Origin of the sequence: Sinorhizobium sp. RAC02, assembly GCF_001713395.1 — a bacterium.
In the GTDB taxonomy this organism is placed as follows: Bacteria; Pseudomonadota; Alphaproteobacteria; order Rhizobiales; family Rhizobiaceae; genus Shinella.
Map to the genome: position 1 here is coordinate 1,187,407 of NZ_CP016452.1, position 20,383 is coordinate 1,207,789.

17 protein-coding genes are annotated in these 20,383 nt (G+C 61.4%); 11 read left to right on the forward strand and 6 right to left on the reverse strand.

The genetic code is table 11. The features are described 5' to 3' along the window. The first annotated feature begins 84 nt into the window (after positions 1-84). From BSY16_RS26595 to BSY16_RS26605, 3 genes are all read left to right on the forward strand, one after another. Positions 85-318: a PCC domain-containing protein gene (locus tag BSY16_RS26595; RefSeq protein ID WP_069062793.1), complete on the forward strand. Its 234-nt coding sequence runs from the start codon at positions 85-87 to the stop codon at positions 316-318. A 447-nt stretch (positions 319-765) separates the two neighbouring features. Further along, on the forward strand, positions 766-984 hold the full coding sequence (locus BSY16_RS26600; protein ID WP_069062794.1) for a hypothetical protein: 219 nt from the start codon (positions 766-768) through the stop codon (positions 982-984). Positions 985-2,476: 1,492 nt separating this feature from the next. After that, positions 2,477-2,773, forward strand: coding sequence for a putative quinol monooxygenase (locus tag BSY16_RS26605; RefSeq protein ID WP_069062795.1), 297 nt, complete (start codon positions 2,477-2,479; stop codon positions 2,771-2,773). Between the two features lie 13 nt (positions 2,774-2,786). Here BSY16_RS26605 and recX read toward each other — a convergent pair whose 3' ends face one another. Then, positions 2,787-3,341, reverse strand: a complete 555-nt coding sequence (gene recX / locus BSY16_RS26610) for a recombination regulator RecX (RefSeq protein ID WP_069063718.1) — start codon at positions 3,339-3,341, stop codon at positions 2,787-2,789. Between the two features lie 234 nt (positions 3,342-3,575). On the opposite strand from recX, the gene BSY16_RS26615 reads away from it, so the two are divergent. Continuing rightward, on the forward strand, positions 3,576-4,466 hold the full coding sequence (locus tag BSY16_RS26615; protein WP_069063719.1) for a dihydrodipicolinate synthase family protein: 891 nt from the start codon (positions 3,576-3,578) through the stop codon (positions 4,464-4,466). A 389-nt stretch (positions 4,467-4,855) separates the two neighbouring features. Next, positions 4,856-6,880, forward strand: a complete 2,025-nt coding sequence (locus tag BSY16_RS26620; RefSeq protein WP_286157266.1) for a methyl-accepting chemotaxis protein — start codon at positions 4,856-4,858, stop codon at positions 6,878-6,880. A 98-nt stretch (positions 6,881-6,978) separates the two neighbouring features. On the opposite strand, the gene BSY16_RS26625 is transcribed toward BSY16_RS26620, so the two are convergent. After that, on the reverse strand, positions 6,979-7,884 hold the full coding sequence (locus tag BSY16_RS26625) for a LysR family transcriptional regulator (RefSeq protein ID WP_069062797.1): 906 nt from the start codon (positions 7,882-7,884) through the stop codon (positions 6,979-6,981). A 109-nt stretch (positions 7,885-7,993) separates the two neighbouring features. Here BSY16_RS26625 and BSY16_RS26630 point away from each other — a divergent pair, with 109 nt between their 5' ends. Both BSY16_RS26630 and BSY16_RS26635 read left to right on the forward strand, forming a co-directional pair. Then, positions 7,994-8,743, forward strand: a complete 750-nt coding sequence (locus BSY16_RS26630) for an SDR family oxidoreductase (protein ID WP_069062798.1) — start codon at positions 7,994-7,996, stop codon at positions 8,741-8,743. A gap of 272 nt (positions 8,744-9,015) precedes the next feature. Beyond that, complete coding sequence (locus BSY16_RS26635) at positions 9,016-11,343, forward strand: mechanosensitive ion channel family protein (RefSeq protein ID WP_069062799.1); 2,328 nt, start codon at positions 9,016-9,018, stop codon at positions 11,341-11,343. Between the two features lie 161 nt (positions 11,344-11,504). On the opposite strand, the gene BSY16_RS26640 is transcribed toward BSY16_RS26635, so the two are convergent. From BSY16_RS26640 to BSY16_RS26655, 4 genes are all read right to left on the reverse strand, one after another. Continuing rightward, the gene (locus tag BSY16_RS26640) at positions 11,505-11,783 is read right to left on the reverse strand and encodes an amphi-Trp domain-containing protein (RefSeq protein WP_069062800.1); all 279 of its coding nucleotides are present in this window, start codon (positions 11,781-11,783) and stop codon (positions 11,505-11,507) included. Positions 11,784-11,916: 133 nt separating this feature from the next. Next, a complete protein-coding gene (locus BSY16_RS26645; protein WP_069063720.1) occupies positions 11,917-13,089 on the reverse strand; it encodes a patatin-like phospholipase family protein in 1,173 nt (390 codons plus the stop codon). An 11-nt stretch (positions 13,090-13,100) separates the two neighbouring features. After that, positions 13,101-13,844, reverse strand: a complete 744-nt coding sequence (locus tag BSY16_RS26650; RefSeq protein WP_069062801.1) for an acetoacetate decarboxylase — start codon at positions 13,842-13,844, stop codon at positions 13,101-13,103. Between the two features lie 40 nt (positions 13,845-13,884). Next, positions 13,885-14,691, reverse strand: a complete 807-nt coding sequence (locus BSY16_RS26655; RefSeq protein ID WP_069062802.1) for a 3-hydroxybutyrate dehydrogenase — start codon at positions 14,689-14,691, stop codon at positions 13,885-13,887. A 264-nt stretch (positions 14,692-14,955) separates the two neighbouring features. On the opposite strand from BSY16_RS26655, the gene pstS reads away from it, so the two are divergent. The 4 genes from pstS (at position 14,956) to BSY16_RS26675 (ending at position 20,378) form a co-directional block, all read left to right on the forward strand. Next, positions 14,956-16,032 (forward strand): phosphate ABC transporter substrate-binding protein PstS, encoded by a 1,077-nt coding sequence (pstS, locus tag BSY16_RS26660; RefSeq protein WP_069062803.1) that lies wholly within the window; start codon positions 14,956-14,958, stop codon positions 16,030-16,032. Between the two features lie 43 nt (positions 16,033-16,075). Further along, positions 16,076-17,806, forward strand: coding sequence for a Na/Pi cotransporter family protein (locus BSY16_RS26665; protein WP_069062804.1), 1,731 nt, complete (start codon positions 16,076-16,078; stop codon positions 17,804-17,806). Positions 17,807-17,927: 121 nt separating this feature from the next. After that, positions 17,928-19,385 carry a CYTH and CHAD domain-containing protein gene (locus BSY16_RS26670; RefSeq protein ID WP_069062805.1) on the forward strand — a complete coding sequence of 486 codons (1,458 nt, stop codon included), beginning with the start codon at positions 17,928-17,930 and terminating at the stop codon, positions 19,383-19,385. Between the two features lie 27 nt (positions 19,386-19,412). Beyond that, positions 19,413-20,378, forward strand: coding sequence for a magnesium and cobalt transport protein CorA (locus tag BSY16_RS26675; protein WP_069062806.1), 966 nt, complete (start codon positions 19,413-19,415; stop codon positions 20,376-20,378). Positions 20,379-20,383: the final 5 nt, after the last annotated feature.

Below are 20,383 nucleotides of genomic sequence, written 5' to 3' on the forward strand. Positions count from 1 at the left end.
ATGGGGCTTCTATACCTGCACTCCTGAGCGTTCCGAATAGAAACGGCCATTGACCCGTTCCCTTCAAATAGAGCGGGGCAGGTGATGAGGCATAAACTTCTGGCAGGAGACACCGGCGGACGCTGCGTCATCCTTGCTCTCGACACGGGCGAAGAGGCCTTCAATGACATTTCGAATTTCGCGATGAAGGAGGGCGTGCCGGTGGCGGCTATTATGGCGATTGGCGCCTTCCGCGCCGCGACCCTAACCTTCTTCGAGTTCGACACACGAAACGGCAAGAGGATCCCCGTCGAAGTGCAGTCGGAAGAGTTGGCATGATCAGCCTCGGCGAACCTCTGACGCCATTGCGCCAGAGGGAGCGGACCGGCTCGGGCAGGCCACAAAAGCGCCCCAATGAACTGACGATTGTCACTCCCGTTGCGTCGAGGGGCCGTTGGTTTCCCCAGACAAAGCGGATTCATGTTCACCCTTTGGCGCTTGCCGATACAAGATGATCAACCCATAACTTGAATCATGATCCTCCGCTCCGCGTCAATCCTCGATCTCACCAAGACTCTGGTGGGTATAGCTGTTAATTCTTTACGCCATATGCTCCGGCTGGAAGCTGCTTATGCGTTTCTATTCTCACATGTGTTTCGCTCTTGGTAGGAGGTTCTTTTACAGCCAATTTTTCTAACGCTATAAGACACCAATCGATCCGACACTGAACCTCTATCTGGCATGAACCATGATCTGTCGAGAAAGAGAAAACGGGAGACGCACTAGATGGCATGGCTTCAATTGACGACAGAGGACAACCGTCCAATATTGCTCGATTCTGAGAAGATACTTTTCGTGAAGCCGCATACTTTGGGTGCGCACGTCACCTTGACGATTGGCGCACCCAACAAAGACGGGAATTTGGCGCTCAAGACAGCCACGGTGCAGGAAGATGTTATGTATATTGGCAAATTATTGAGGGCGTCCGTCTCAAAGATTAAATAGGGTAACTGTGCAAATCCCGCGTCATACGCTCGTTGCTTTTCGCAACGCGCCTTGGATTGCCAGTCGCCGGTTTAGGATTGTAAAATCATTGCGGACCATGAAATGTGCTTGCGCGGTCTGATGGACTGAAGATGGTGCAGGCCATCGCGACTGCATCTAAAGCGTGTTGTAGCTTTCCTGATGCAGGGGCTCCAAATTCCCGAGATGTGATTCCTTGCCGTGAACGAAGGACAACCGTCGGCAAGTGAATCGCAGATCGAAATCGATACGCCCCGAAGTCCGGAAACCCGTTACGCATTGTAACGTCATCTGCGTTTGAGGGTTCGCCGAGACCCGTACACTCTTGCCATCGGATTTGGGTAGCGTCTTGATTTTCAAGGTTGCCGGAACATCACCGATTTCGTGCTTCAGAGCGACGGGTCGGTGAGTGAGTATACAGGTGCTTGCCTGGCTATATTGTGTTGCTTTTATGTATAACGTACGCCGTGCGATGCAGTTTCGACAGGAAATGAAAGGTGGCTCGGCATGTTTGAGCAGTTTCGGACGTTCGGAGGTGAAATTCCGCCTCGTTTCCGCTGCCGGCAGGATTGGTGGTGTTGCGTTAAAGTAGGCCCGAGCTGACGCTTGCCGGTCAAGAAATGAGTGAGGGCTTCGGTTATTCGGGTCCTGTAAAGGGTTAGATAGCGGTCGCTGCCCGCCCGATCCTCGGACGCGGTTTTGTCGAAGTAGAGGTATAGACCTCCTTCTATTGATTGACCGCCACAGCGGCTCGACGAATACGTTGTTTCGCTGCCGCATTTGCCGTCCGTCGAGATGCAGCCCTTCAGCACCAATGAGCAGCACGCTTGCAGAACGGTGAGCTCGATTCGGGTAGGGCCGCAATCAATGAGGGCGTTCGACAAGACGGCCGTGACCGCGACCATGCCGGGTTTGCCGGGTCGCTCCGCGTCAGCCCCGAGGGTGACAGAGCGGAGATCGGGTAGGGTTTGTGCATGCTCGGCGTCGTCGTTCCACTAACCTCCCCCCCAACGAACGCGTGAAGATCGACGTCACGGACACGTCTCTGGCGATGTCCTGAGGCAATTTCTCGGCGGAGCGTTTGGGATAAACTACGTCGGTCCAGGCAATCTGCCGGGGGACAACGTTTCGCACTGGGCAGCCTGTTCCCAAGGGCCGCGTGCTTCAGATCGTTCGAGATATCCTTTCGCGCAATGGGCTCCCGGTGCGTTTTCCAGTGGCGTCTATCAGATTGGCAGCCAGGCTTAAATCGACGCCCTGCGGGGCCGGTACGGTTGTCTGCCGGGACGGCGAGGAGGTGACGCGGGTCGTCAGGCTCAGGAGCGCCAATGCCGCAGTGGCGCTGGCATCGCAGTTCGTGCCGGCTGTCGGGTGGTCATTGCGGCTCTCGCACAATCTCCTATTTTGCGGCGGCGCGAAAATCGGGTGAAAGCCGCATTTTCGTCGGGAATTTCGAGAATTGGAAGGCAGCGCAATGCTCAAGGTCATCGCACAGGATTTCATTCGAGCCGAGGCTATCGGCATTGTGGCACCTCTCTATCGCGAGCTTGTGGAGCTCACCCGTCGGGAGCCGCTGTGCATTGGCTATGAGCTTTTTACGGACCAGAAGGACCCGGGCCACTTCATCTTCATCGAAACCTGGCCTGACCGTGCAGCGCTGGATATTCACTGCGCGACGGAGCACTTCCGCCGCCTTGTCCCTCAGATTGACGCCCACCAGCGGGAGAAGGGGACCTATATCCTGATGGACGCTTTTACCGCTGCGACCTGAGCCTTCCTTACCGTCAGAAGTGACGGCCCGCGTCCAGGGCTTCTTCGGCCTCCTCGATCGGCATCGACAGGATGGTTTTTCCGATGTCGAAACCGAACCCCGCCCTGGCGAAGGCGGAAAGCTCCTTGGCTTTCCGTTTGTCATCCAGGGGCACTTTGCGAAAAGGTCCGAAAGCGCGCTTGCGCGCAAGGACGATCGCTGCATAAAAATCGTCGATCTCGGCGACGGCCGCGGCTGCCGTATCCTTCGCAACGCCCTTTTGTGACAGCTTCTGCGACACCGCGCGCCGGGATTTGCCGCTGCGCATTCCGGAACGGCTGCTGGTCTCGGCATAGGTGCGGTCATCGAGGGCGCTGATGTCGTAACCGAATTTCACCGCCGAGTCGGCGAGCACCTTGACCTGGGCATCGGTAATGTCTTCGAACTTCTCGCGCGCCTTGCGCGAAATGGCGTCGAACAGCTGCTTTTCCGTATGCATGCTGCGTCCGAGGCGGTAGATCGCCGAATTGCGCGCCCACGAAAGCATGCGCGGAGACGGCGTGTCGGGTGGTGTCGTATCGTCCTGCACGTCTGAATCGGGTCCGGCCATTCGTCGCTGCGATCGCGTCTGTCCGCGTTGTGATTTGCGGCAATGGTAGTCCGATCGCCCGGTGAAACACAAGGTTCGGACGACGACGTTGCGGTTCGTCTTTGCCCATCCCGCGGGTTGGTGTGTGTTTGAGGACTTGTCGCGGTGACAATGTGGTCGATCGCCTTCAAGATCGCCGGCGGGCTATATGATTTGCGGCAGGAGACCCACACAATGACTCTTTTCAGCGGCCTTTCGGCCTTTTCCATCACTCCGACGGACACCGCAGGACGCGTCGATACGGCAACGCTTGCCCGCCTGCTCGAACGCATCGTTGTGGCTGGCGTCCATTCTATCGGCCTTCTAGGCAGTACGGGCGGGTATGCCTTTCTCTCGCGGGAGGAGCGACGTCGCGCGGTGGCCGCCGCGGTGGAGAGCGTCGGCGGCCGGGTTCCGCTCATCGTCGGCGTCGGCGCGTTGCGCACGGACGAAGCCGAGATTCTGGCGCACGACGCCAGCAAGGCCGGCGCGGACGGGCTACTGCTGGCGCCCATGTCCTATACGCCGCTTACGGAAGAAGAAGTTTTCCAGCACATGTCCGCCGTCGCGACGGCGGGCGGCCTGCCGCTCTGCATCTACAACAATCCCGGCACCACGCGTTTCGTCTTCAGCGACGATCTGATCGTGCGGCTTGCCGAGGTGCCGAACATCGCCGCCATCAAGATGCCGTTGTCGGCCGATGGCGATTTTCGTGGCGAGCTCGTCCGGCTGCGCGCGCGGCTGCCGGCGGATTTCGCCATTGGCTACAGCGGCGATTGGGGTGCGGCGGGCTCGCTGCTTTCGGGTGGCGATGCCTGGTACAGTGTTGTCGCCGGCCTCCTGCCGGCCGAAGCGCTGGCGCTCACGCAGGCGGCTATGGCCGGCGACGGGGCGGAAGCCGAGCGGCTCGACCGGGCGTTCCAGCCGCTCTGGAGCCTGTTCAAGGAATTCGGCAGTTTCCGCGTGATGTATGCCATCGCGGAACTCCTCGACCTCTGCCGGGTCGACCCGCCACGACCCGTCCTGCCCTTGCAGCCCGACGACGTCGCACGGGTAAGAGCAGCGGTTGATCACCTTCGGATGTGACGTTCAGGTAAGCGTTGTCACTGTTGGTGTGGCTCCGGCTACAGAAAAGACCAACGGACAAGCAACAAAAAAGAGCATTTTCGCGATGGTAGTAAACCGTGGGTATATTTACGAAACTTATGCTCGTCTTTGCATAATTTCTTGATGGCAAAGTACTTACGGTTGAAAATTAGCAGGAATATTGAGATTTTCCGGAATCATGGTTGGAGCGTGCAGTAAAAATCGCCGATGATGGCGGGATTAGCGATTCCATAACCAATTTAAAGTACCTGTTCATAGTATTCCGGCGATGCGGTCGGATATTGCACTCATGTGCGGCATGACTTCATGACGTCAGAAATGAGTTCGGCGCGGCAGAAGAGGCATGTCCACGCCAGGAAATGTCCATCATGAGAATCAAGACGCAGTTCATCGTCCTCGCATCGGCAACGGGCGTCGCGATCGCGGGGCTTGTCGGCAGCCTGTGGGGTTATGCCGGCGCGGCCGGCGACGTCACCAGCGCCTATGACCAGAAATACAAATCCTATCTGCTGGCCGACGGCTTCCGTCAGTCTTCCGACGATCTGACCCGCCTTGTGCGAACCTATGCCGAGACGGGTGATCCGTCGTTCAAGGACCAGTACAACGCCGTCATCGAGATCCGCAACGGAACGCGCCCGCGCCCGCAGGATTATCACCGGATCTACTGGGATTTCGTTGCAGGTGGCGAAGCCAAGCCCCGCCCTGACGATGCTGCCGTTTCCATGCACGACCTGATGAAACAGGCCGGCTTCACCGATGAGGAATTCGCCCTGCTGGACGAAGCCAGCAAGCGTTCCGATGCACTGGTCAAGATCGAGACCGAGGCGATGGCCCTCGTGGACAATATCGCTACGCTCGGCCCCGAGGCCAAGGCGAAGGCAACGGCGATGTTGAATTCGCCCGACTACCACGCCTTCAAGGCGCAGATCATGAAGCCTGTCGACAGCTTCTTCGTGAAGCTGGAGCAGCGCACCCAGGGCGCCGTCGACGAGGCGAACGTGCGCGCCTCGTTCTACTGGACCCTCATCACCATCGCCATGTCCGCGCTTGTGCTGATGCTCGCCATCGTCGGCATCGTCACCTTCAAGCGCATCATTGGCGGGATGGATACGCTGCGCAAGTCGATGGGACTGGTCGCAAACGGGGAGCTCGACACGCAAATCGGCCTTGCGAAGAACGACGACGAAATCGGCGACATGGGCAAGGCGCTTGAGGTCTTCCGCCAGGGCGCCATTGCCAATCGGCGGCTGGAACAGGAAGCCGAAGAGAGCCGCAAGCGGGCGGAAGCCGAACGCATCACCGTGCAGGAAAAGGCCGAGGCCGATGCGGCCGAGCGGCTGCGTGTTGCGACCTCCGGTCTTGCCGCTGGCCTGAAGCGCCTGGCAGGCGGCGATCTTGCCTTCCAGCTCAACGAGGCCTTCGCGCAGGATTTCGAGGCGCTGAGGCACGATTTCAACCGGTCAGTCGGCCAGCTCGGCACGACACTTGGGGAGATTTCCGGCTCCATCGCGACGCTCGACAGCGGCACGCGCGAGATTGCCAGCGGTACGGACGATCTTTCCAAACGTACCGAGCAGCAGGCGGCCTCGCTGGAGGAAACGGCGGCAGCGCTCGATGAAATCACCGTCAACGTGGCGAATTCATCGAAGCGTACCGAGGAGGCGAAGAATGTCGCAAGCCGCGCGAACCATTCGGCCGCCGAATCCGCCGAGGTGGTTTCCCACGCGGAAGAAGCGATGCGCAAGATCGAGGAAAGCTCGCAGCAGATTTCCAACATCATCGGCGTCATCGACGAAATCGCCTTCCAGACCAATCTTCTCGCGCTGAATGCCGGCGTGGAAGCCGCGCGTGCGGGCGATGCCGGCAAGGGCTTTGCCGTCGTTGCACAGGAAGTGCGCGAGCTTGCCCAGCGCTCCGCCCAGGCGGCCAAGGAGATCAAGGGGCTGATCCACAATTCCTCTACCGAAGTCGGGAACGGCGTGAGGCTTGTGCGGGATGCCGGTACGGCGCTGAAGACCATCAGCGCCTTCATCGTCGAGATCAATGCGCATATGGAATCGATCGCGACCTCGGCGAAGGAACAGTCCGTCGGGCTGGCCGAAGTCAACATTGCGGTCAACGCCATGGACCAGACGACACAGCAGAATGCCGCAATGGTGGAGCAGTCGAACGCAGCCTCCAACACGCTTGCCAACGAGGCGGTCCGCCTGCGGGAACTCGTCAGCCAGTTCCGTGTAGAGGGTGCCACATCGCCCCAGGCCGGTTCGGTCCGGTCTGCCCGTCCCGCGGATGCCGCCTACGCCTCTCCCGCCCGCGCCCTTGGCCGCAAGGTCGCCTCCGCCTTCAACGGCAACGCGGCCCTTGCCGCGAAGAACGACTGGGAGGAATTCTGAGGCGAAAATCCTTTCCTTCGGGAAACGGCAGGTTCTTGAAAGAAGAACCCACCCGCGTCATTCGCGGGTGGGTTTTTTTGCATGTGTTGACGCGAGCGTCAGACGATCCCCTCTTCCCAATAGGGTGGGTCGCCGAAGGCCGCCTTGAGGTGGTCCGCCAGGGCGCGCAACTTGGCGGGTGGCCGGCGGCCTTCCGGATGGGCGAGGTAGATGAATTCCGGCGTGGGGCGGACGCCAACATCGACCACCGTCAGGTTTCCTGCCCGAATATCCGGCCCGGCGATGAAGAGAGGGAGCAGGGCGATGCCAAGGCCGGCAATCGCCGCATCCCTCAGCATTTCGCCGTTGTTGACCCGAAGTCCCACATGTGCGCGAATGATCTCGACCCCGGTGGGGGTAGCGAAGCGCCAGTCCGCAATACCCCTGTTCGTGTAGAAAATGCCTTTGTGCGCGTCGAGCTCGTCTGTCGTGGCCGGCATGCCGTGACGGGCGAGGTAATCGTTCGAGGCTACGAGCATGCGGCGGCTGGGCGCGAGGCGCCACACCATCAGCCGGGAGTCCTCGATCACCCCGTGGCGCACCACCCCGTCATAGACGCCGGAGGCGATATCGACACGGCGGTCGTCGACATCGAGCGACATCTCGATCTTGGGATTGGCGGCAAGGAATGGATACAGTGCCGGCCCCAGATGCAGCCGGCCGAAGGTGACGGGTGCGGAAATGCGCATCGGGCCAGCGAGGGTCCCGCGCCGCTCGGCAAGATCCGTCGCCGCTTCCGCCACTTCGCGCAGGATCCGCCTGGCGCGTTCGAGAAAGGCGGCGCCGTCCTCCGTCACCGACATGCGGCGGGTCGTTCGGTGGAGCAGCGTCGCGCCGAGGCTGCGCTCCAGTTCAACCAGCCGCTCGCTCACCACCGACTTCGACAGCCGTAATGTCCGCGCCGCCTCGCTGATGGAGCCCGCTTCGGCAACCGCCACAAAACTTGTTATGCCGTCGAGTTTCATTGTTCGGCTTTTCCGGAAGATAGGTTCTCATTCTGCATTGTAGTGCGAACGTTCGGCCTGCGCCATAGTCCGCTTCAACAACCCAACCCCAACGACAAGGAACACCACCATGGACAGGCTCAAAGGCAAACGCGCACTCATCACCGGCGGCACCAGCGGCATCGGCCTGGAGACGGCGCGTCAGTTTCTCGCTGAAGGCGCGCGTGTCGCCGTCACCGGCACCAATCCGGAGACATTGGAGGCCGCGCGCAAGGAACTCGGCGACGGCGTGCTGGTCATCAAGTCCGATGCCGCCGATGTCATCGGCCAGAAACAGGTGGCGACAGCCATCGAGGAGGCCTTCGGTGGCCTCGACATCCTCTTCGTCAACGCCGGCATTGCCCTGTTGAAGCCGCTCGATGCCTGGGATGAGGCGGGCTTCGACCGCGTCTTCGACATTAATGTCAAAGGCCCGTATTTCCTGATCCAGGCACTTCTGCCGATCCTCGCCAACCCCGCGTCGATCGTGTTGAATACCTCGGTCAATGCCCATATCGGCATGCCCAACTCCAGCGTCTACGGGGCCTCGAAGGCGGCGCTGCAATCGCTCATCCGCACGCTGTCGGGCGAATTGATCAGCCGCGGCATCCGCGTCAATGCGGTCTCGCCGGGACCTGTCTCGACGCCGCTCTACGGCAAACTCGGCTTCAGCGAGACGGACTTGAAGACCGTCGCCGAAAACATCAAGGGTCTCGTTCCGGCCGGCCGGTTCGGCACGCCGTCCGAAATCGCCAAGACCGTGGTCTTCCTCGCATCCGACGAGGCGGCCTACACCGTCGGCAGCGAGATCATGATCGATGGCGGCATGGGCACGCTGTAGGCGGGTCAGGCCAGCATGCCGATGGCAGGCAGTTTCATTCGCTTACCATCGGCACAATGCGGGCTTGCGCGGCCAGTCAACATGATGAAATAATTGGATGGCGGTCGCGCAGGGGAGGCGTGATGGCTTTTAGAATTCTACCCAAAAGAGCTGAAACAAAACCCCCTGCGCCAACGTAACATCGACGTCGCATATCCATGACACGTTCATGAAGTCGTCGGACCATCTTCCGCCCGGCTTCGCAGGTTGCAGGTGGGGAGGTTTCGAAAGCCATGACGACAGTCCGCACCATCCTGCATTGCAAGGCCGCTTGCATTGCGATCATCCTGCTTCTCATCGGCTTTGCCTTTCCTGCACAAGCGCAGGAGGTCGGGACACCACCGGCCGACAAGCTGCGCGAGATTTCGCGGCTGCTTGCCGATCCTGATGTCGCTGCCTGGCTCAACAGTGCCCAGGCAGGGGAAACCAAGGCGAACGAAAGCAAGACCGACCAGACGCCGGTCGCTGGCGCCGAAGCTGATATGCAGTCGGGCTATGTTGCGGAAAAGCTCGGCCTGATCCAGGAAAGGATCGACACCGCCATGCAAGGCGGCATGGAGTTCGGGCCTGGCGCACAGACGGCCATGACCAGGCTTGAGGCCGAAGTCACCCAGCGCGGCCCGTTGCGTTTCTTCCTGCTGCTGCTTCTCGTGCCCTTGCTTGCCATCGGCGCGGAGCGGTTGTTCAACCGCCTGTCGGCCCGCCACTGGCGCCGTCAGGCGGCGGGACCGATGGCCGACCCGGTCGGCGTGGTGCCAATCGGCCTTCATGCCTGTGGCCAGGCCATCTGTTTTGCGCTCGGCGCCTTGCTGCCGCTTGCCCTCGTTGCCTGGCCGCCGCTTTTGGCGCGCACCGCGCTCATTCTGGCCATAGCGGCCATTGTCATACGATTTTCCGGTCTTCTCGGGGCTTATATCGTCTGGCTGCTCGAACAACCGGTTGGGCATGCGCTGCCGGTGACCGAGACCTCGCCAGAGGTGCCGCCTGTCTCAGCGGAGATCGCGCCGGCAGTCGAGATGCCGCCGCCCGAACTGGCCGTTGCTTCCGAAAGCAAAGCTGCGCCGGTCGTGTCTGAAGAAACCGCTTCAGTACAGGCCGCGATGCCCGAGCCGGATGGCGACGTCAGTGTGCAGCCGCGCGTGACGCCGGAGCGCGTCCGTTACTGGTTCTCCCGTTTCCAGCGGGGCTTGCGTGTCTTCATCGCCGGCTGGACGGTGGTGGAACTCATGCGGCTGTTCGGCTTCTCGCAGGGCGCGTTGCTGCTCGTCATCTTCGCCTTCGATCTGGCCCTCTTCGTCATCGCCGTCGATGCGTTCTGGCGCCGACCGTATCGAGCCGACCACAGCGAAACCGCCCGCAAGATCTGGTCCTGGCTGGCGACAGTGGCTTTCATCCTGCTCCTGGTCGTGTGGATAGCGGGGCTGCGCCTGTTGTTCTGGGGCGGCGTGGTCGCCCTCCTGTTGCCACCCGCCCTGCGGCTGACGACGGCGGTCGTCGCCCGCCTGCATGGCGGAAGCGAGACCATGCGCCCGACCAGCATGGGCTTCGTCATCGGTGAACGAGGGGCGCGCGCGCTCGTGATTATCCTCTCCGCCTGGTGGGTCGCGTCTGTCGCGGGTGTCGATGCCGCCGGCATGATGATGGGGTCCGGCGATACGGTGGTCAGCCGCGTCGCCCATGCCGTCACCCAGGCGATTGCCGTTCTTCTGGTCGCCGACATCCTCTGGCAGTTCGTCAAGTCCGACATTTCCGCACGCATGGCCAACGAGCCGGTTGGTCGCCGCGTGAGCGATGAGGAGCGTAGCCGCAACGCCCGCATCCGTACGCTGCTGCCGATCCTGCGCAACATGCTTTCGATAACCCTCGCCATCGTGGCCGTCATGATGGCTTTGACCAGCCTCGGCGTCGATATCGGCCCGCTGATCGCCGGTGCCGGCGTGGCGGGCGTCGCCATCGGCTTCGGCGCCCAGACCATCGTCAAGGACCTGATCTCGGGCATCTTCTATCTGTGGGATGACGCCTTCCGCATCGGCGAATATATCGAGACCGGCAAATACAAGGGCGTGGTCGAGAGCTTCTCGCTGCGTTCGGTCAAGCTGCGCCATCACCGCGGACCGCTCACCACCGTGCCCTTCGGTGAGCTCGGCGCGGTGCAGAACATGAGCCGCGACTGGTCGGTGACCAAATTCAACATCTCCGTTCCCTATGACACCGACCTTGAGAAACTGCGCAAGGTCATCAAGCGCATCGGGACGGATATCGCCGAGAAGCCCGAGTACAAGGAAAGCCTGCTGGAGCCGCTGAAGATGAAAGGCGTGGGGGAGTTCGGCGAATACGCTATTATCGTGCGCGTCGGCTTCACCACAAAGCCGGGCGAGCAGTTCATGATCCGCCGCGAGATTATGAACCGCATCAAGCTGGACTTCAAAGCGAATGGTATCCAGTTCGCGTCACCGACCGTTCAGGTCGGCGGGCACCATAGCGATGCCGATGCGGCTGTCGCCGAAGCCCATCGCCGGCGCCAGGAGGCGCTAGCGGCTGCCAATGGGGCGAGCGCCTGATCGGTAGAAACCCGCCGGCCGCCCACATATATGAACGCTCTTCCAGGGCAAGGCCCCACAATCGCGCCTGTGTCTATGGCCGATCTGAAGGAAAAACCCTGCGGCGGTGTCGCCACAGGGTTCGGCAGTCTTCAATACTGTCGTGTGAAGCTCGACCGGTTTTAGGCTGCGGCTTCTTCGCTCTCGTCTTCGTCCTTGTCATTCTCGACGTCGCCTTCGGCTTCACCGGCTTCCCAGGTCAGCTGGAACTCGATTTCGGCGCGCCCGTCTTCGATCTCGTAGGCGATCGAAGCGATGGCGTGCTCGGGGACCTGGACGTCTTCTTCGTCGATCTGGATCGAGAAGCGCTCGTTCGATTCCAGCGTGTCTGCCAGACGGCGGAGTTCAGCAATAAATTCCGTCAGCGAATAGTCTTTTTCGATTTCGCGATTGGCATCCATGTTCTCTCTCCTGTTTAAGAGTTGGCATTTTAATAAGATCATGGATTTGTAATGCGGTGATGACCGTATAAATTTAAGTTCGTGACAAACTATTCTTTATAGTTCTCTTTTATTCAGGATTTCTATTGCTGATTTATCTTGGATCATCTCGATGCACGTCATGGACGGTCATTCCGATGGATTCCGGTGGTTTTTCCAGCCAGCGGGGGTGCTTCAGGGTCTTGCGGGTGTCCTCGTAGCCGGAATCCCAATGCTCGCGCATCGAGGTGCCGGAGAACTCGTAGTCCTTGGCGTCGCTCTCGTAGATCTTCTGTTGGTAGATAAGGTGGACGATGTTGATCTGCGGCACGTCCTCCATCGCGGCGAGGAAGGCCCGGTCGTCGTCCGTCAAGGCTTCCTGGGGCACACGCAGCAGCGCCTGGTGCAGCTTCAGGCGTAGGTTGTGGATGCGGCGGAACGTGTCCGTGTTGTTGCGGGTGCGGCTGGAATAGAGGATGTCCTTATGCCGGGCGAGCACATCCGCCATGTCGCGGGGCAGGATGCCGCGCGCGCTGAAAAGGTCGACCTGGAAGACCAGCGTATCGCGCACATCCTCCTGCTCGAGCAGGTATTGCAGCGGCGTGTTGGAGACGATGCCGCCGTCCCAGTAATATTCGTTCTCGATCAGCACGGCGGGGAAGGCGGGCGGCAGTGCGCCGGACGCCATGACATGCTCCGGGCCGAGCACCTCGATATGACTGTCGAAATAGCGGTAGTTGCCGGTCTGCACATTGACGGCACCGACGCTGAGCCGCTGGCGGCGGTCGTTCAGGACGTCCCAGTCGATCAGGCGGTTCAACGTGGTTTTCAGTTCGGATGCATCGTAGAAGCTGGTCGCCGTGGAGGCACCCGGCGGCTGGAACCAGGGATTGATCTGGTGGGGGGAAAAGAAACCGGGTAGGCCCGATGTCATCGTCATCATGGCGCTGGCCTGGTTGCGCATCTTGCGGAAGACATCGCCTTCCGGCGTAAAGTGCCAGATCTTGCGGGCGGAGATCGTCTCCCAGAAGTCGCGCAGCCGATCGAGCCGGTTGCCCTTGGTGTTGCCAGCGATGATCGCGGCATTCACCGCGCCGATCGAGACGCCGGACAGCCAGTTCGCCTCGATACCGGCTTCGTCGAGCGCCTGAAAGACGCCGGCCTGATAGGCGCCGAGCGCGCCACCGCCCTGAAAGACAAGGCCCACCGCCGGATAGCCGCCGACGACATCGGCGATATCAGGCGTTTCGGATTTGCGCTTCGGCTGCAATCTGACCTGCTTGTCCATGATCTCGTCCTTCAACCTAGTTCGCCCATGTAGTCGTGCACCACCTCGCCAAGCCCCAATGTGAGGTCGGCGACGAAATGCACCGCCGAGACAACCTCCAGCACGGGCAGGCGGGCGACGTCGGCGATGACGTGGCGGAAGAGCTGCAGGTCGGCCGGTCCCGTCCAGGCGCCCTTCACCGCGATGTCCTCGAGATGATAGCGCACCAGTTCGCAGATGCGAGGTGTCGCGTCGACATGCGGGATGATCTTGACGAGGAAATTCGGCTTGGCAAGCGAGTGGGCAACCTCGGCGACGTCGAGCGTACGGTGCTTGTAGCCCATGGTGGCGCTGGCGCAGAGCACGGAGCCGTAGTGCAACGTACCGACGATCACCTCGCCCTCGTGTACGAGCTTGGGAAAAGCGAGCTTCTTGGGAAAGCCCCAGATTTCCCGCCCGCCGGCGATGGGCGCGTCGTCGTCGAGATACATGGCGTGCACGTAGACGCCTTCTTCACCCTCGAAGCGAACCGGGATGACCTGGCCGGATTCCGTGTAGTCGCCAAACCCGGTGGAGTCCGGCATCTTGATGAACTCGTATTTGACGATGGGATCGATGATCTCCAGCGGCTCCGGCACCACGGCGCGCAGTGCATCGGGATCCGTCCGGTAGCTGATGATGACATATTCCCGATCGATGAACCGATAGGGACCCGGCGGATAGGCGGGGTTCGTCAGCGGCATGGCGTAGGCGTTGCGGACGTCGGTGGCCTTCATGTCATTGATTCCTACAGGAGAAAAATAGGGTGGGCGGCGATCAGTGCGCCGTCCAGCCGCCGTCGAGCGAAAGGATCGCACCGGTCATCGAGGCCGCCTCCTCGCTGGCGAGGTAGAGGGCGAGGCCGGCGACCTGCTCGACCGTCACGAACTGCTTCGTCGGCTGTGCCTCGAGCAGCACGTCATGGATGACCTGCTCCTTGGTAAGCCCGCGTGCGGCCATCGTGTCGGGGATCTGTTTTTCGACGAGCGGCGTCCAAACATAACCGGGGCAAATGGCGTTGACCGTGACGCCATTGGTGGCGGCTTCCAGCGCGACGGTTTTTGTCAGGCCGGCAATGCCGTGCTTGGCCGCCACATAGGCGGATTTGTACGGCGAGGCGACGAGCGCATGGGCAGAGGCGACATTGATGATACGGCCGAAGCCATGCTCTTTCATCGCCGGCAGTGCAGCCTTGATGGTATGGAACGCGGCGACGAGGTTGATCTGGACGATCGCCTGCCATTTCTCGTCCGGAAATTCCTCGATCGGCGCGACATGCTGGATGCCCGCATTGTTGACGAGGATGTCGCAGCCTCCAAATGTGTCGAGCGCGAGCTTCACCATCTCACCGATTTCGCTGCCGGAAAGCATGTTGGCCGGCGAATACAGGCAGCGCACGCCATAGTCCGCCTCGATGCCGGCGCGCTCTGCCTCGATTGCGGCCGCATCACCCAGCCCGTTGATGACGATGTTCGCCCCCGCAGCGGCGAAACGGCGGGCGATGGCAAGGCCAATCCCGCTGGTCGAGCCGGTGACGATGGCCGTTCGGTTGCTGAGGGTTTTCGGCTGGGATGCGTCGTTCATCGGGATCTCCATCGGACGTGGCGCGTGGCGTGGTTTGGAGCACGCCGACATTTCACGCAGATGACAGTCGTCTCGGAGCGATTGTGGCGATGCCGCCAATATTGTCATGTGCCCGTCAAGCAAACTTAATAGTAAAGAATGGCTGAAAACGCAGTTTGCTAATTTACGTCTTATGGTCATGCGCATTTTCGCGCCTGGCAGTCGGTGATGACTGTCGGGGCGGCTTCCCGTTGTCTGAAGGTGCGCATTGACGAGGGGAGATTCATGATGAATGCATTCCAACCCCTTGCCCGCAATGTGTGGAGCAGGTTTGCGCTGTTGCTTGGCGCTGTAATTTTTTCCACCACAAGCGTCCATGCGGAGCCCATTCTTGGTGCCGGATCGACCTTTGCCGCGCCGATCATCCAGCTCTGGTCGCATGATTACGAGGCGATGCGCACGGATGGCGGCGACTTCACGTCGCCGGACTGGCGCGTCGACTATGAGCCGGTCGGCTCGCTCGCCGGCGTGATGCGCCTCGGTCAGATCGAGACGGATTTTGCCGCAACGGATGCCCCGCTGCCGGCCGATGAACTGAAGGCGCGCGACCTCCTCCAGTTCCCCGTCGTCATGGGTGGCATCGTCGTCGTCGCCAATGTCGATGGCATAGGTGCCGGGGCGCTTCGCCTGTCCGGCCCCGTGATTGCCGATATCTATCTCGGCAAGGTCACCAAATGGTCCGACCCCTCCATCAAGGCGTTGAACCCGGATCTCGCCCTGCCGGATGCGGCAATCGAGGTTTTGCATCGTGAGGACGGATCAGGCTCGACCCTGGCCTTCACGGGATTCCTCTCCAAAAGCAGCCCGGAATGGGCGCAAAAGCCCGGCGCCGGCACGCTGATCGAGTGGCCGCTCGGCAAGGGCGAGAAGGGTACCGGCGGGCTTGCGAGCCTGGCGACCACGACGAAGAACAGTATTTCCTATCTCGAATATGGCCAGGTCGTGCGCCTCGGCCTGCCCTTTGCTTCGCTGCAAAACCAGGCCGGCACCTTCATCCGGCCAAGCCCGGAGGCCTTCCAGGCGGGCCTGGAGACGGCCACCTGGGACGGCACGACGGGTTCTGCCGCCGATGCCGCCGAAGCTGCGGGTGAAAAGGCCTATCCGATGACGGTCGTCACCTATGCGGTCGTGCCGAAGGACCGCGGAGAAGGGCGCATCAACCGCGTGCTCGATCTCTTCCGCGTCGCCTTCAGCCGTGGCGGCGATGAGGCGAGTGCGCTTGGCTACATCCCCGTATCGCCGGTGCTGGCCGGCAAGATCGAAGCGTACTGGACCGCGAATCTGGGCTTCGCGAACAACTAGGCGCCAGAACGCTGCATTTGCTCCAATAGAAACGAGTTTTCCCATGGAAATAAATATCTTCAAGGACATCCTCGTGCCGGTCATCGGCGGCCTGGGCATTTTCATGCTCGGCCTCGAATTCATGGCCAACGGCATCCAGGCCCTCTCCGTCAACAAGATGCGCGCGTTTCTCGCGAAGGCCGCCGGCACGCCGGTCAAGGGCGTGCTCGCCGGCACCTTCATCACGGGCGTCATCCAGTCCTCGACGGCGATGACCGTCATGGTGGTCGGTCTCGTCAATGCCGGTGTCGTCGGGCTCCGGCCAGCGATCAGCGTCATCATGGGCGCCAATATCGGCACGACGCTCGGCAATGGTCTCATCGCCTTGCCGCTCGGGCCGCTCGGCCTCATTCTTGGCGGTATCTTCGCGCTCATCTATTGCTTCGCCAAGAGCGAGAAGGTGCGCAACATTGCGCTCGCCTGCATGGGTTTCGCGCTGATCTTCTACGGCCTCAACCTCATGACGGGCGGCCTGCGTCCGCTGCGCAACCTGCCGGAAGTCATGGAATTGCTCCAGACGCTGAAGGCTGACTCCTACTTCAACCTGATCAAATGCGTGCTGATCGCCGCCGGTGTCACTGCGATGATCCACTCGTCCTCAGCGACAATCGGTATCGTCATGGGCCTCGGCGCCGCCGGCATTCTCGACTGGACGACGGCCGTTGCCTTCTCGCTCGGTGCCGACCTCGGCACGACCATCACCTCGTGGATGGCCTCGCTCAACCTTTCCAAGAATGCCAAACGTGCCGCCTACGCCCATATCTCCTTCAACATCATCGGCGTGTGCATCACCGTGCCGCTGTTCTTCGTCTCCATCGGCGTCCTCGAATGGGCGATGCAGTGGTTCGGCGGTGATCCGGCCGTGGCCGTGATGGTCGATGGCAAGGAGACGTTCCCGCTGGTGCCGGTTGCCGTGGGTCTCTATTCGACCTTCTTCAACATCTTCAACACGCTGTTGCTCTTCCCCTTCATCGGCGTGTTCGAGCGCGTGCTGTCGCGCGTCGGCCGCACGGATGCTGAAGACATCGAGGACTATTCGACCCCGCGATTCCTCGACGGCAAGCTCTCCAACGACTTCGCGCGTGCCGTTCCCGCGATCCAGCAGGAAACCCAGCGCCACCTCCAGGCCGGCGCCATGTTCCTCGGCATCGCGCGTGGCGACAAGAAAGCGCCGTCGGACCCTGGCGAGCACTATCTCGCGACCGATATTCTCAGCCGTGACATCCGCGCCTATACCGCCAACCTGATGAAGGAAGACCTGCCCTACGACCAGCTCGACCTCATCGCCAGCCTGATCGAGGAGGCCGACTTCACCGCGGCACTGACGGAATCGATGCATCAGGTCGCCCGCCGTGTGAAGCGTGAGAAATTCGGCAGCCAGGCCCAGCCGATCGTCGATACCGCGCTCGACAAGCTCGATGCGTCGCTGCGCGCCATCCTGCCGACCTATGGCCTTGCCGATCCGCAGATGCCGGCTGGTCACGCGAACTACCCGGAGGTCGAGGAACTGCGTGCCCGCACGCTGTCACTCGGCCCGAATGCGGGTGCTGCCGAACGCGGTACGATCCTCGCTCTGCTCGGCTCCATCGAGCGCGCGGAAATCCTCATCCGCCGCATCGATGCCGAGCGCAAGTCGGTCAATCGCCAGAGCGTGCTCGCCCGCGCCACCAACCGCAAGGAAACCCGCGAGCAGCAGATGGACGAAGGCGGGATGAGCCCGGTTCCGGCCGAATAGGATTTGCGACGAGGCGTCGCGGCTTTATCGCCGCGGCGCCTCTTGTATTGTGTGGCTTCCGGGTTGATCTTGTCTAACGGTGCGGTAGCTCTGGCGTGTCGGTAAGTCTGGAGAACGGCGTTTGGGACAGGAAATCGAACTGAAGCTCGACCTTACGCCGCAGGCAGCAGCGGACTTTCTCGCCTCGGACCTCGCCGCAAGCGAACCCTTCATACTCGAGCGGCGTGCGACCTATTTCGACACGCCGGACGCGGACCTGCGCGCTGCCGGCTTTTCCCTTAGAATTCGAGACGATGCGCAGGGGCGCGTCCAGATCGTCAAGGCTGTCGGCGCCAGCGCGGCCAGCCTTTTTGCGCGCCCGAAATGGGAGCAAAATGTCGATGGCGACAAGCCCGTGCTCGACGATACGACGCCACTCAAGACCTTTCTCGGCCGGCGCGCCGAAGCGTTGGAACCACTTTTCGAGGTGGTCGTCGAGCGGCGGCGTTGGTCGGTGGCCTGGGAGGATGCGCGCATCGAGGTAGCGCTCGACCGTGGCGATATCGTTGTTGGCGAGCGGCGTACGCCGGTCTGCGAAATCGAGCTGGAACTCGTGGAAGGCCCGCCATCCGCGCTGTTTTCCTATGCCCGTACGCTGGACCGGGTCGCGCCGTTGCGGCTCGGCGTGCTGAGCAAGGCGGAGCGAGGTTATCGGTTGCTCGGTGCCGCTGTCCGCGCCGTCAAGGCCGAGCCGGTCGCGCTGACGCCCGACATGAGCGTTCCCGGCGCCTTCCGCATCATTGCTGACGGCTGTCTCAAGCCGTTTCGCCTCAACGAGATGCTGTTTGAGGGCGGCGGCGAGGAAGCTGTGCACCAGGCGCGCGTTGCGCTGCGCCGGCTGCGTTCTGCGCTTTGGGTGTTCAAGGCCGTACTGGAAGATGATGCCTTCGGGCACATGAAGGACGAGCTGAAATGGCTGGCCGGCGCTCTCGGCGAGGTGCGTGACCTCGACGTGCTGATCCGCCGTTGCAAGGACGAAGCGCTGCGGAAGGTGCTTGCGGATACGCGCGAGACGGCCTTCCGGGCCGCGATCGCCGACCTTGAATCGCCGCGCGCCCGCGCCTTGATGCTGGACTTCGCCGACTGGCTCGCCTGCGGCGCCTGGCACGGTCTCATGTCTGCACGGGAAATTCGCGAGCAGCCGGTCAGCGAATTCGCAGCCTCAGCCCTCGACCGGCTACGCCGCAAGGTCAAGAAGGGCGGCCGCGACCTCGTCGATCTCGACGACGACGCCCGTCACGAAGTGCGCAAGGACGCCAAGAAGCTGCGATACGCGGCGGAGTTCTTTGGTTCGCTCTTCGATCGCAAGCGCCAGAAGCGCCGCCATGGCCGGTTCCTCGCCGCGTTGGAACCCTTGCAGGATCAGCTCGGCGCGCTTAACGACGCCGCCGCGATGCCGGAGCTTCTGGCACGACTCGGCCTGGCGGACGACGCTCGAAAAGCCTTCCCTTCCAATGCGATCGACAGTAGACGGGATGTGATCAAGGCGGCGGCGGATGCCCATGACGCCTTGGTCGATACGAAACGCTTCTGGCGCTAGTTCGCCTGTCTCCCGCAAGGACTTTCCATGACGGTCGTCGCCTCTTATCTCTACCGTGACGGACGACGATTCCAGGAGGTTCCGCTCGAATCCGTGGCGATGCCGACGGAAAAGACGGATTTCATCTGGATCGGCCTGCATGAGCCGACCGCGGAGGAACTCGCCATCCTCAAGGCGCGTTTCAACCTGCATGAACTGTCCGTCAGCGACGCGGCGAACCCCTTGCAGACGCCAAAACTCAGCGCCTATGACGACCAGATCTTCGTGCTCGCCCAGACCGCCAAGCTCGACGGCGATGGCATCACCTATGGCCGCACGGCGATCTTCGTCGGCGAGCGCTACATCATCACCGTCCGCCATGGTTCCGAACGCGGCCATGGCGAACTGCGTGGCCGGCTGGAAACCTCGCCGCATACGATGCGTCACGGCACGGACTATATCCTGCACGCCATTCTCGATTTCATCGTCGACGGCTACCTGCCGATCGTGCGCACGATCGAGGATTCCGTGCTCGACATGGAACGCAAGATGCTCGATTCCTTTCTCGACCGTGCCCAGATCAAACGCATCTTCCGGCTGCGGCGCGAGGTCATCCTGTTCCAGCGCGTGCTGGATGCCATGCTGGACCTCTGCGGCAAGCTCGTGCATCTCGACCTGCCGTGCCTCGATGTCGAGGCCAAGCCCTATTTCCGCGATGCGCTCCAGCATATGCACCGCATCGAGCAGATGGTGGGTGGCCTGCGGGACGTCATCACCTCGGTCTTCGAAGCGAGCAACCTGCTCGAACAGCAGCGCCAGGGCGTGATTACCCGCCAGCTCGCCTCCTGGGCGGCCATCCTTGCGGTGCCGACGGCGATTGCCGGCATCTACGGCATGAATTTCGAGAACATGCCGGAGCTGAAGACACAGTACGGCTATTTCGCCGTGCTCGCCGTCATCGTCGTCTTCTGCGGTACGCTCTACTGGCGCTTCAAGCGCGCCAAATGGCTGTGATCTGG

Bases quoted from the DNA above. Each gene is read 5' to 3' on its own strand.
- BSY16_RS26595 (WP_069062793.1), top strand. From the start codon at position 85: ATGAGGCATAAACTTCTGGCAGGAGACACCGGCGGACGCTGCGTCATC.
- BSY16_RS26600 (WP_069062794.1), top strand. From the start codon at position 766: ATGGCATGGCTTCAATTGACGACAGAGGACAACCGTCCAATATTGCTC.
- BSY16_RS26605 (WP_069062795.1), top strand. From the start codon at position 2,477: ATGCTCAAGGTCATCGCACAGGATTTCATTCGAGCCGAGGCTATCGGC.
- BSY16_RS26615 (WP_069063719.1), top strand. From the start codon at position 3,576: ATGACTCTTTTCAGCGGCCTTTCGGCCTTTTCCATCACTCCGACGGAC.
- BSY16_RS26620 (WP_286157266.1), top strand. From the start codon at position 4,856: ATGAGAATCAAGACGCAGTTCATCGTCCTCGCATCGGCAACGGGCGTC.
- BSY16_RS26625 (WP_069062797.1), bottom strand. From the start codon at position 7,884: ATGAAACTCGACGGCATAACAAGTTTTGTGGCGGTTGCCGAAGCGGGC.
- BSY16_RS26630 (WP_069062798.1), top strand. From the start codon at position 7,994: ATGGACAGGCTCAAAGGCAAACGCGCACTCATCACCGGCGGCACCAGC.
- BSY16_RS26635 (WP_069062799.1), top strand. From the start codon at position 9,016: ATGACGACAGTCCGCACCATCCTGCATTGCAAGGCCGCTTGCATTGCG.
- BSY16_RS26640 (WP_069062800.1), bottom strand. From the start codon at position 11,783: ATGGATGCCAATCGCGAAATCGAAAAAGACTATTCGCTGACGGAATTT.
- BSY16_RS26645 (WP_069063720.1), bottom strand. From the start codon at position 13,089: ATGGACAAGCAGGTCAGATTGCAGCCGAAGCGCAAATCCGAAACGCCT.
- BSY16_RS26650 (WP_069062801.1), bottom strand. From the start codon at position 13,844: ATGAAGGCCACCGACGTCCGCAACGCCTACGCCATGCCGCTGACGAAC.
- BSY16_RS26655 (WP_069062802.1), bottom strand. From the start codon at position 14,691: ATGAACGACGCATCCCAGCCGAAAACCCTCAGCAACCGAACGGCCATC.
- pstS (WP_069062803.1), top strand. From the start codon at position 14,956: ATGATGAATGCATTCCAACCCCTTGCCCGCAATGTGTGGAGCAGGTTT.
- BSY16_RS26665 (WP_069062804.1), top strand. From the start codon at position 16,076: ATGGAAATAAATATCTTCAAGGACATCCTCGTGCCGGTCATCGGCGGC.
- BSY16_RS26675 (WP_069062806.1), top strand. From the start codon at position 19,413: ATGACGGTCGTCGCCTCTTATCTCTACCGTGACGGACGACGATTCCAG.